We start from the raw sequence: 10,770 nt of genomic DNA, 5'->3' as shown, positions 1-10,770 counted from the left end.
AGCGTGGCGCGCACGCGCCCGCCGGGGTTGCCCGGGGCGCCGCCGGCCGGGCCGCCGTCGACCGCGAACACGTCGTTGCTGTTGTCGTAGGTGATCAGGCTGCCGCTCACCTCGTCGGCGAGCGTGGCGCCGCGGTAGCGCCGCATGTCGGCGCGGCCGATGAATTTCACGCGGTCGGCCTTGCCGTCGTATTCGATGGTCTGGCCTTCGCCTTCCATGAACTCGTCCACGCCTTCGCGCTTTTGCCGCCAGAAGGCGCGCTGGCCCGGCTCGGCCGTGACCACGCCGTACTGGTAGCCCTCGGGGTCCTGCCGCACCTCGACCTTGGCGCCGCGGATGACGATGGTGCCCTTGGTGACGACCACCTTGCCGGTGAACACGCTGGTCTGGCGCAGGTCGTCGTAGCGCAGCGCGTCCGACTCGACGTTCATGGGCTTGCCTCGGTCGGCCTTCTCGGCGGCGGCCATGCCGCAGGCAAGCGCCAGCGTGGCGGCGAGAAACAATTGAATGGGAAGTTTGTTCATAGAGGCACGAATCTTGCTGCGGGATTGTAGCCTCGGCAATCGGCCGAACCCGTGCCGCGGGCCCGGCCGTGGGGACTTCGCCCCTTATTTCGCCTTGCGGGCTTCAGCCACCAGGTAGTCCACCAGCTGCAGCGCGTGGTCCATGTTGCCCGCGCTTTCGCCATCGAGGTAATACGTGCCCGCCACGCCCAGCGCCGGCACGCCCTCGACCTTGTAGGCGTCCTGCAGCTGCGCCGCGCGGCGCGCCTTGTTGGCCACGCCGAAGGAGTTGTACATCTCCTGGAATTTCACCTTGTCCAGGCCGTTGCGCTCGGCGAAAGCGACGATGGTGGCCTCGTTGGCCGTGGCCTCGCGCTTCACGTGCACGGCCTCGAACACCTTGGCGTGCAGCTCGTCGAGCTTGCCCATGGCTTCCAGCGTGTAGAACAGGCGCTGCTGCGGCACGAAGTCTTCACGGAAGGCCACCGGCACGCGGCGCACGAACACGTCGGCCGGCTGGCGCTTCATCCAGGACACCAGCTTGGGCTCGAAGGCGTTGCAGTGCGGGCAGCTGTACCAGAAGAACTCCACCACCTCGATCTTGCCGGCCGGCGCCTCGGTCGGCGCGCGCTTGTCCAGCCTGCGGAAGTCCTTGCCTTCGGCCGGCTGGCGCTGGGCCAGCGCGAACTGGGGCACGCCCAGGGCGGTGGCAGCCAGCAGGCAGGCGGCGCCTTGGGAAAACTCGCGTCGATTCATCGGATTCATTCCTCCAGGAGTGTGCGTTTTCAGAGCGGCGCGCGCGGCAGAGGTTCCACCGCCGGGCGCCGCCGAACGGTCAGTCAGCGCTGCACGCGCACCAGCGCGGTGTCGAAGCCGCTGCCTTCCAGGCGTTCCTTTTGCCGGTCGGCTTCGTCCTTCTTGTCGAACGGGCCGACCCGCACGCGCCAGACCTGGCGGCCCGACTGCTCGCGCTCGGTGACCCGGGCCTCGATGCCCATGAGCGACAGCTTGGCGCGCTGCGCCTCGGCGTCATCGGGCGTGCGGAAGGCGCCGGCCTGCACGAAGTAGAGGAACGGGTCGCCGCCGGCGGCCTGCGGGGCGGCCGAACGCGCGGCCGCCAGGTCGCCCAACGGATCGGTCTGGGGGCGCGCCGCGGCCCGGGGCGTGCCGGCCTCGGGCGTGCGCTTTTCGGCCTCCGGCGCGGGGATGGTGGCCACCGGCGGCGCCGACGGGACACCGGGCAGGCCGGGGGCCGGCGGCAGCGGGCGCGCCGGGTTCTTGCCGTGCAGCGGCGCGTTGGGGTCCCAGTTCTGGTTCTTGCGCGATTCGGCCGCGTCCTGTTCGGCGGTGCGCCCGCCGCCCTTGCTGAGGAAGGGCACCGGCACCTTGGTCACGTACACCGCCACGGCCAGGGCGGCGGCCAGGCCCAGCACGACGCCGATGATGATGCCGACGATGGTGTTGCCGCGTTGTGCTTTTTTCACTGCGTTCGTTGTCCTCGCAAGGCTGCTACATCTTCTGCGGGGCATCCACGCCCAGCACAGCGAGGCCATTGTGCAATACCCGCGCGCAGGCGGCGACCAGCGCCAGGCGCGCGCGCTTCACGCGCTCGTCGTCCACCAGGATGCGTTCGCTGTCGTAGTAGCTGTGGTAGGCCGCGGCCAGTTCGCGCAGGTAGAAGGTCACGTCATGCGGGGCGAAATCGGCCGCGGCGTCGGTGAGCATGTCCGGGTAGCGCGCCAGCTGCAGCATCAGCGCCTGCGCGGCGGGGCTGTCCAGCGCCGACAGGTCGGCGTCGGGCAGCGCGGCCGTGTCGCCGCCCCACGCCGCCAGCACCGAGCAGATGCGCGCATGGGCGTACTGCACGTAGTAGACCGGGTTGTCGTTGTTCTGCGCCAGCGCCAAGTCGATGTCGAACACGTATTCGGTGTCGGGCTTGCGCGACACCAGGAAGAAGCGCACGGCGTCCTTGCTGGTCCACTCGATCACTTCGCGCAGCGTCACGTAGCTGCCGGCGCGCTTGGAGATCTTGACCTCCTCGCCGCCGCGCACCACGCGCACCATGGTGTGCAGCACGTAGTCGGGATAGCCCTGCGGAATGCCGGCGCCGGCTGCCTGCAGCCCGGCCCTCACCCGCGCGATGGTGCCGTGGTGGTCGGTGCCCTGGATGTTCACCACCTTGCCGAAGCCGCGCTCCCACTTGGCGATGTGGTAGGCCACGTCGGGCAAGAAGTAGGTGTAGGAGCCGTCGCCCTTGCGCATGACCCGGTCCTTGTCGTCGCCGTCGTCGGTGGTCTTCAGCCACAGCGCGCCGTCCTGTTCGTAGGTCTTGCCGGCCTCGACCAGGCGCTTGACCGTGGCCTCCACCTTGCCGCTGGTGTACAGGCTGGACTCGAGGTAGTACTGGTCGAAGCGCACCGAGAACGCCTGCAGGTCCAGGTCCTGCTCGCGGCGCAGGTAGGCCACGGCGAACTGGCGGATGCCGTCGAGGTCGTCCACGTCGCCGGAGGCCGTGAAGGCGCGGTCGTCGGAGGTGACGGTCTTTTTCGCCAGGAAGTCGTTCGCGATGTCCTGGATGTAGTCGCCGTTGTAGGCGGCCTCCGGCCATTCGGCGTCGCCCGGCTTGAAGCCCCTGGCGCGCAGCTGCACGCTGTTGGCGAGCGTCTGGATCTGCACGCCGGCGTCGTTGTAGTAGAACTCGCGGTGCACCTTCCAGCCCTGCGTGGCGTAGAGGTTGCAGATGGCGTCGCCCAGCGCCGCCTGGCGGCCGTGGCCCACGTGCAGCGGGCCGGTGGGATTGGCCGAGACGAACTCCACCAGCACGCGCTGCCCGTTGTCCGGGCGGCTGCCGAAGCCGGCGCCCGCGGCCAGCACCTCGCGCACCACTTCCTGCTTGGCCGCGGGCTTCAGGCGGATGTTGATGAAGCCGGGCCCGGCGATCTCGATGGCATCGGCCCAGCGCTGGAACGCGGGCGTGGCCAGCAGCGCGTCGCGCAGGGCTTCGGCCACCTGGCGCGGATTGCGCTTGAGCGGCTTGGCCAGCTGCATGGCGGCGGTGCAGGCCAGGTCGCCGTGCGCAGCCGCCTTGGGCGACTCGAACGCCGCCTTGCCGCCGGCGCCCGGCGACAGCTGTTCAAGCGCGGCCGCGAGAGCGCCGAGCAGTTCTTGTTTGACTAGGAGCATCGCGGGATTCTAAAGAGGCGGCGTGAAGCGCCCGGCCGCCGGCTCAACGGCCGAACCCACGGGCCAGGAACACGGCGGCCAGCGGAATGAGCGCCACGATGTGCGCCTGGACCATCACCAGCTTGCGCGCCTTGCGCACGTCCGCTTCCGGCGGCAGGGAGCCATCGGCGCGCAGCGCCTTGCGCCAGCGCGCGAACATGAGCGTCGGCTTGATCGAGAGCAGCCCGGCGACCACGAACAGCGCCACCTTCACGTGCAGCAGCGGATTGCCCCAGTACCAGGCCGTGCCCTTCACGCCCAGGCAGGTGCGCACCAGCCCGGTGGCCAGCACCGCGATGGCGGCACCGGCGTAGACGCGGTCCACCGCCACCAGCCGCTCGACCACCTTGGCGTTCATCCACTCGGGGCGGCACAGCGCGGCCTCGCTGGAGATGAAGACCACCAGGGTCAGGATGGCCAGCAGGTGGGCGTAGGCGAGAAAGGCTTCCAGGATCATGCGGTGTCTCCGTGTGCCCGTTTCCAGAAACCGGGCTGGGCGTAATGGTGCTTCAGAAAATCGATCCACAGCCGCACCCGCAGCGGCAGGTGCTTGCGCTGCGGCACGACGGCGTAGATGCCGTTGGGCGGCGCGGCGAAGGGTGCCAGCACTTCCACCAGCCGTCCGGACGCCACCTCCTGGTCCACCTCCCAGGTGCTGCGCCAGGCGATACCCAGGCCCCGCAGGCACCAGTCGTGCAGCACCTGGCCGTCGGTGCAGTCCAGCGGGCCGGCGGGGCGGATGTGCAGCAGCTCGCCCCGGGCGCCGTCGCCGGGCAGGCTGAATGCCCAGCCGCGCGTCTGCGAGGCTTCGCTGGAGAGGATCAGGCAATGCAAGCGTGCCAGGTCGTTCGGGTGCTGCGGCGTGCCGTGGCGCGCCAGGTACTCGGGCGTGGCGACGCACAGGCGGCGGTTGTCGGCCAGCCGCACGCCCACCAGTGAGGAATCGGGGAAATCGCCGACGCGCACGGCGCAGTCGAACCCCTCGGGCGCCAGGTCGACCACGCGGTCGCTCAGGTTCAGCGACAAGGTCACGTCGCCATGCAGCTCGCGAAAGCGCGGCACCAGCGGCGCCACGTGGCGCCGCCCGAAGCCGGCCGGCGCCGTGATGCGCAGATGCCCGCTGGCCTTGACGCCGCCGGCGCTGACGCTGGCCTCGGCACTGGCGATTTCCGCCAGCAGGCGCTGGCAGTCCTCCAGGAAAGCGCTGCCCTCATGGGTGAGCGTGATGCGCCGGGTGGTGCGCACCAGCAGCTTCACGCCCAGGCGCTCCTCCAGGCCGTCCAGCCGGCGGCCCATGATGGCCGGCGCCACGCCTTCGGCGCGCGCCGCCGCCGTCAGGCTGCCGCGGGTGGCAACCGACACGAAAGACTCCAGCTGCTTGAGTTTGTCCATCGGATTCGGCGGATTCTATCTATCCAGGTCAAAGATCAATCGCTTGCACGGCCCTTAATCTTCGGCGGAGTCTCCAATACAGTCGCATCCATGGAAAAACCCAAGGCCGTGCTGTTCGATGCCTACGGCACCTTGTTCGACGTCTACAGCGTCGGCCTGCTGGCCGAACAGCTGTATCCGGGCCACGGCCAGGCACTCGCCACGCTGTGGCGCGACAAGCAGATCGAGTACACGGGGCTGGTGACCACCAGCAACGACGGCGCGCATTACCGGCCGTTCTGGGAGCTCACGCGCGCCGGCCTGCGCTACGCCTGCAAGCGCCTGGCGCTCGAGCTGGGCGACGCGCGCGAGCAGCAGCTGATGAACCAGTACCTGCACCTGTCCGCGTTCCCGGAGAACCGCGAGGTGCTGCAGGCACTGAAGGACAAGCGCATCGCCACCGGCATCTTGAGCAACGGCGACCCCGAGATGCTGGGCGTGGCGGTGCGCAGCGCCGGCCTGGAACCGCTGCTGGACCATGTGCTCAGCGTGGACGGCGTGCGCAAGTACAAGACGCATCCGGCCGCCTACCAGCTGGGGCTGGACGCCACCGGGCTGGCCGCGCCGCAGATCCTGTTCGTCAGCTGCAACGCCTGGGACGCGCTGGCCGCGACCTGGTTCGGTTACCGCACGCTGTGGGTCAACCGCTACCAATTGCCGTTCGAGGAGCTGGGCACGCAGCCCACGCGCACCGGCAGCAGCCTGCGCGACGTGCTCTCGTTCTTCTGATTCTTTTCTTTTCATCCGCATCCAAGGAGATTCCATGACCGCCCGCACCGACGTCCACGGCCTGAAGGTGGACAGCGCGCTCAAGCGCTTCGTCGACGAGCAGGTGCTGCCCGGCACCGGCGTGGACGCTGGCGCCTTCTGGCAAGGCTTCGGCGCCATCGTGCGCGAGCTCACGCCGAAGAACGCCGCGCTGCTGGCCGAGCGCGACCGCCTGCAGTCCGAGCTGGACACCTGGCATGGCGCCCATCCGGGGCCCATCAATGACATGGCGGCCTACCGCGCCTTCCTGGAGAAGATCGGCTACCTGGTGACGCCGCCGCAGGGCGCCAAGGCGACCACGGCCAACGTGGACGCCGAGCTCGCGCTGCAGGCCGGCCCGCAGCTGGTGGTGCCGATCCTGAATGCGCGCTATGCGCTCAACGCCGCCAACGCGCGCTGGGGATCGCTGTACGACGCGCTGTACGGCACCGATGCCATTGCCGAAACCGATGGCGCGGACGGGGGCCCCGGCTACAACGAGGTGCGCGGCGCGAAAGTGATCGCCTATGCGCGCCGCGTGCTGGACCAGGCGGCGCCGCTGGCCCAGGGTTCGCATGCGGACGCCACCGGCTACCGGGTGGAGGGCGGCAAGCTGGTGGTGTCGCTCCAGGGCGGCAGTGCCACCGGCCTGAAGGATGCGGCGCAGTTCGCCGGCTATCGCGGCGAGGCGCCAGCGCCGTCGTCGGTGCTGCTGAAGCACCACGGGCTGCATCTGGACATCCAGATCGACCGCACGCACGCCATCGGCGCGACCGATGCGGCCGGCGTCAGCGACCTGGTGGCGGAATCGGCGCTGTCCACCATCCTGGACCTAGAAGACTCCATCGCCGCGGTGGACGCCGAGGACAAGCTGCTGGCCTATGCCAACTGGCTGGGCATCCTCAAGGGCACGCTGACCGAGAGCTTCGACAAGGGCGGCAAGCGCATGACGCGCGGCCTCAACCCCGACCGCGTCTACACGGCGCCGGGCGGCAGCGGCGAGGTGCGGCTGCATGGCCGCTCGCTGCTTTTCCTGCGCAACGTCGGCCACCTGATGACCAACCCGGCCATCCTGTGGGGCGACGAGGGCCGGGAGATTCCGGAAGGAATCATGGACGCGGTGATCACCACCACGATCGCGCTGCACGACCTGCAAGGCAAGGGCGCGAACGGCCTGCGCAACTCGCGCACCGGCTCGGTCTACATCGTCAAGCCGAAGATGCACGGCCCGAAGGAAGTGGCGTTCGCCTGCGAGCTGTTCGGACGCGTCGAGCAGCTGCTGGGCCTGCCGGCCAACACGGTGAAGCTGGGCATCATGGACGAGGAGCGTCGCACCAGCGTCAACCTGCAGGCCTGCATCGCCGAAGCGGCGGCGCGCGTGGCCTTCATCAACACCGGCTTCCTGGACCGCACCGGCGACGAGATGCACACCGCCATGCTGGCCGGCCCCATGTTCCGCAAGGGCGACATGAAGTCCAGCGCCTGGATCCAGGCCTACGAGAAGAACAACGTGCTGGTCGGCCTGGGCTGCGGCCTGCGCGGCCGCGCGCAGATCGGCAAGGGCATGTGGGCCATGCCCGACCTGATGGCCGCCATGCTGGAGCAGAAGATCGGCCACCCCAAAGCCGGCGCCAACACCGCCTGGGTGCCCTCGCCCACCGCCGCCGTGCTGCACGCCCTGCACTACCACCAGGTGGACGTGTTCGCCGTGCAGAAGGAACTGGAGCAGACCAGCGCCGAAGCCGAGCGCGACAACCTCCTGGCCGGCCTGCTGCAGATCCCGGTGGTGCCGCAAGCGAAGTGGACGCCGGCGGAGCGCCAGCAGGAGCTGGACAACAACGTGCAGGGCATCCTGGGCTACGTGGTTCGCTGGGTCGACCAGGGCGTGGGCTGCTCCAAGGTGCCAGACATCCACAACGTCGGCCTGATGGAAGACCGCGCCACCTTGCGCATCTCCAGCCAGCACATCGCCAACTGGCTGCACCACGGTGTGGTGACGAAGGAACAGGTGCTGGAAACCTTCCAGCGCATGGCCGCCGTGGTGGACGGACAGAACGCGGGCGACCCGCTCTACCAGCCGATGGCCGGCCACTTCGACACCTCGGCCGCCTACCGCGCCGCGCTGGACCTGGTGCTCAAGGGCAAGGAGCAGCCCAGCGGCTACACCGAACCGCTGCTGCATGCGTGGCGGCTGAAGGTGAAGGCGGCCGTGGCGCGCTGAGCGAATCGGTTGTAACGGATGTGACCAACTGAATCAAAAGCGTGGTTCTTGGGGGGATTGCAGAGCCTGAGGTCGCGGGCTCTGCTTACACTTTTGTGTACCCCCTATGTCAGCCCTGCCCAACATTGTCCGTCCCTGCCTCAACGAGGCCGTCGCCCGTTCGGGCCGGATGGTGGAACGCTGCATGGACCATGCCGCTGTGGCGCTCGAAGAAGAGCTGCGCAGGCGCACCAGCAACGCCGAGCGCCAGGACATGGCGGCCGCCAGCCGCGAGCTGACGCGCCTGCGCGCCAGCTGGACGACCCGCTTTCCGCAGGTGCTGCGCGCCGCGCTGGAATCGCCGCCGGCGAAAATCGCGCCCGCCTACCAGGGCACGCTGCGGCCCTCTTCGCTGACCCTGGTCGACGACGGCGAGCTGATGCGCTCCATCGAGGCCTCGCGCTTGGCGCAGGACATCGCACCGCTGCTCGACCAGCCGCTGACTGAACTCAACGCCTTCATGAGCCCGGCGATGGGCCTGGAGGGCGTGCAGCCCCACCACAACCCGCTGCGCCCCGAGATCTTCACGCAGGCGCTGCGCACGGTGATGGGCGAATTCGACCCGCAGCCCGGCTGGCCCGCGCTGTGGATGCGCCACATGAAGGACCCGCTGGCGCAGGACCTCGCGCAGCTGTACCGCGCCGCCACCAAGCTGCTCAAGCAGTCCGGCGTCGCCAGCGCGAGCTACCGCGTGGTCACCGGCGTGGCGCCGCTGGCGCCGGCAGGCTCGCGCGCCGGCGAACCGGAGCGCAGCTCCTGGGCGAACACCCTGGGTCCCCGCTCCTCGCAATTCGGGGAATCGCGGCCCTTCGGCGACTCCCAGCCCTTCGGCAGCTCCCGGCCGTTTGGCGATTCGCGCCCGGGCTTCGGCGACTCCCGGCCCGGCGGTTCGGGGCGCATGCCGTCCGGCGGCGGCGGTGGTGGCCACGGCGGTGGCTGGAGCATCGCGTCGCTGGTAAACATGGCGCGGCAGGCGCTGCGCGGGCCGCTGCTGCGGGACTTCCTGTTCGGCGGCGCCGCCAGCCAGGTGCCGGTGCAGCAGCCGCTGGAGCCGGCCTACTACGCCCAGGTGGACCAGGAGCTGCAAGCGCTGGAAGCCCGCTGGGACGACGCGCCGTACGACCCGACGGCGGCGCGCCGGCACGAGCACTTGGCGCCGGTCGATCGCCCGATGCGCGCGGTGGGCATCGACAGCCCGCTGGACAGCGAGATCTGGGGCGCCTTGGGCGCACCGCGGCAGCGCTCGCTGGTGCGCACCCAGTTGCGCAAGCAGGCCGAACGCGTCGGCCAGGTGGTGGGGCTGGAGGTGGTGCGCCAGCTGGTGGACCAGGTGGCGCAGGACCCGCGGCTGCTGGCGCCGGTGCGCGAAGCCATCGTCGCGCTGGAGCCGTCGCTGGCGCGGCTGGCGATGGAGTCGCCGCAGTTCTTCGGCGAAGAGAAGCATCCGGCGCGCCAGCTGGTCGAGCGCGTGGCCGAGCGCAGCTTCAAGTACAACGACGAGTTCGGCAGCCAGTTCCAGGAGTTCTACGACAGCGTCGGCTCCGCCTTCAACGCGCTCAACGACCTCGAGCAGCTGCGCGACGCCGAGCCTTTCGCCCAGGCGCTGCAGCGGCTGGAGGCCGGCTGGCAGGCCCAGGACCACGAGGAAGAGGAACAACGAAGCGAGGTGGTGGAGGCGGTGCGCCTGGCCGAACGCCGGCAGGCCGAATCCGAGCAGATCGCCTGGGAGCTGAGCCAGCGCAGCGACCTGGAAGGCGCGCCCGCGGTGGTGCAGGACTTCCTGTTCGGCCCCTGGGCGCTGGTGATGGCGCATGCGCGCATGACGGCCGCGCCCGGGCAGCTGGACCCCGGCGGCTTCGGCGGGGTGATCACCGACATGCTGTGGAGCGTGAAGAGCGACGCCATGCTGCGCGACCCGGCGCGCGCCTTCGAGCTGATCCCGCGGGTGCTGGGCAAGCTGCGCGAGGGGCTGGACCTGCTGGGCCACCCTCCGTCCGACAGCGAAACCTTCTTCCGGGCGCTGGAGCGCCTGCACCGGCCGGTGCTCAAGCTGCGCGCCAGGCACCGCCGCCAGAGCATGGAAAGCCTGGCGATGGACCTGGCCGCCGACGACGACCTGCTGCTGCCCGCCGCGGCGCAGAAACCGCAGGTGGTCGAGGAACTGTGGCTGGCCCCCGGCGAATTGCAGGCCTGCGGCTTCGAGGACACGCTGCCGAGCGACTACGCCGAGCTCCAGGCCGACGGGCCGGCGCCGGAGCGCGTGCAGGCGGTGCCCACGCCGCTGGGCGAGGCGCAGGCCGAAAGCCTGATCGCCGGGCTGCAGGAAGGCAGCTGGGTGGACCTGTTCTCCAGGCAGCAATGGCGGCGCGCGCAGCTGGTGTGGGCGGGCACCAAGGGCACGCTGTTCATGTTCGTGAGCCACGGCAACCGGCCGCACTCGATGACGCGGCGCAGCCTGCACCGGCTGGTGGCCAGCCGGCTGCTGCGCCCGCTGGACAACCACGAGGTGGTGCAGCACGCCATCGAGACGCTGTCGGCGCGGCCCGAGCGCGAGGCGCTGGCCGCATAGCTGCCGCACGTGCGGCCCGCCGCGCCGCGGCTCAGGCC

Annotated in this window: 9 protein-coding genes; 3 read left to right on the top strand and 6 right to left on the bottom strand. The window is 70.0% G+C overall.

Annotation, left to right across the window (positions count from 1 at the left end; genetic code table 11):
- The 6 genes from lptA to H0U68_RS17010 all read right to left on the bottom strand — a co-directional run.
- Nucleotides 1-524 (bottom strand): lipopolysaccharide transport periplasmic protein LptA (gene lptA, locus H0U68_RS17035; protein WP_296357725.1); only part of this gene is annotated, 524 nt, incomplete at its 3' end.
- 84 nt (nucleotides 525-608) lie between these two features.
- Nucleotides 609-1,259: a thiol:disulfide interchange protein DsbA/DsbL gene (locus tag H0U68_RS17030; RefSeq protein WP_296357723.1), complete on the bottom strand. Its 651-nt coding sequence runs from the start codon at nucleotides 1,257-1,259 to the stop codon at nucleotides 609-611.
- A gap of 83 nt (nucleotides 1,260-1,342) precedes the next feature.
- Nucleotides 1,343-1,987, bottom strand: a complete 645-nt coding sequence (locus H0U68_RS17025) for an SPOR domain-containing protein (RefSeq protein ID WP_296357721.1) — start codon at nucleotides 1,985-1,987, stop codon at nucleotides 1,343-1,345.
- A 25-nt stretch (nucleotides 1,988-2,012) separates the two neighbouring features.
- Entirely contained in the window at nucleotides 2,013-3,686 is a 1,674-nt protein-coding gene (argS, locus tag H0U68_RS17020; protein WP_296357719.1) for an arginine--tRNA ligase, read from the bottom strand.
- 43 nt (nucleotides 3,687-3,729) lie between these two features.
- A complete protein-coding gene (locus tag H0U68_RS17015; protein WP_296357718.1) occupies nucleotides 3,730-4,182 on the bottom strand; it encodes a DUF2214 family protein in 453 nt (150 codons plus the stop codon).
- Nucleotides 4,179-5,117, bottom strand: a complete 939-nt coding sequence (locus tag H0U68_RS17010) for a LysR family transcriptional regulator (protein ID WP_296357716.1) — start codon at nucleotides 5,115-5,117, stop codon at nucleotides 4,179-4,181. The genes H0U68_RS17015 and H0U68_RS17010 overlap by 4 nt, the downstream gene beginning before the upstream one ends.
- A 90-nt stretch (nucleotides 5,118-5,207) precedes the next feature.
- Here H0U68_RS17010 and H0U68_RS17005 point away from each other — a divergent pair, with 90 nt between their 5' ends.
- From H0U68_RS17005 to H0U68_RS16995, 3 genes are all read left to right on the top strand, one after another.
- The gene (locus tag H0U68_RS17005) at nucleotides 5,208-5,885 is read left to right on the top strand and encodes a haloacid dehalogenase type II (protein WP_296357714.1); all 678 of its coding nucleotides are present in this window, start codon (nucleotides 5,208-5,210) and stop codon (nucleotides 5,883-5,885) included.
- 34 nt (nucleotides 5,886-5,919) lie between these two features.
- Nucleotides 5,920-8,124, top strand: coding sequence for a malate synthase G (locus H0U68_RS17000; RefSeq protein ID WP_296357712.1), 2,205 nt, complete (start codon nucleotides 5,920-5,922; stop codon nucleotides 8,122-8,124).
- Nucleotides 8,125-8,230: 106 nt separating this feature from the next.
- Nucleotides 8,231-10,732 (top strand): DUF1631 family protein, encoded by a 2,502-nt coding sequence (locus H0U68_RS16995; protein ID WP_296357710.1) that lies wholly within the window; start codon nucleotides 8,231-8,233, stop codon nucleotides 10,730-10,732.
- The last annotated feature ends 38 nt before the right edge of the window (nucleotides 10,733-10,770 follow it).

Source organism: Ramlibacter sp. (assembly GCF_013697775.1).
GTDB lineage: Bacteria > Pseudomonadota > Gammaproteobacteria > Burkholderiales > Burkholderiaceae_C > Ramlibacter.
The sequence above is the reverse complement of the archived record's forward strand: the minus strand, read 5'-3'. Positions and strand labels throughout refer to the sequence as shown.

What these genes read in the sequence shown, in the direction of transcription:
- H0U68_RS16995 (WP_296357710.1), top strand. Translation starts at nt 8,231, where the DNA reads ATGTCAGCCCTGCCCAACATTGTCCGTCCCTGCCTCAACGAGGCCGTC.
- H0U68_RS17010 (WP_296357716.1), bottom strand. Translation starts at nt 5,117, where the DNA reads ATGGACAAACTCAAGCAGCTGGAGTCTTTCGTGTCGGTTGCCACCCGC.
- H0U68_RS17000 (WP_296357712.1), top strand. Translation starts at nt 5,920, where the DNA reads ATGACCGCCCGCACCGACGTCCACGGCCTGAAGGTGGACAGCGCGCTC.
- H0U68_RS17005 (WP_296357714.1), top strand. Translation starts at nt 5,208, where the DNA reads ATGGAAAAACCCAAGGCCGTGCTGTTCGATGCCTACGGCACCTTGTTC.
- H0U68_RS17030 (WP_296357723.1), bottom strand. Translation starts at nt 1,259, where the DNA reads ATGAATCGACGCGAGTTTTCCCAAGGCGCCGCCTGCCTGCTGGCTGCC.
- argS (WP_296357719.1), bottom strand. Translation starts at nt 3,686, where the DNA reads ATGCTCCTAGTCAAACAAGAACTGCTCGGCGCTCTCGCGGCCGCGCTT.
- H0U68_RS17015 (WP_296357718.1), bottom strand. Translation starts at nt 4,182, where the DNA reads ATGATCCTGGAAGCCTTTCTCGCCTACGCCCACCTGCTGGCCATCCTG.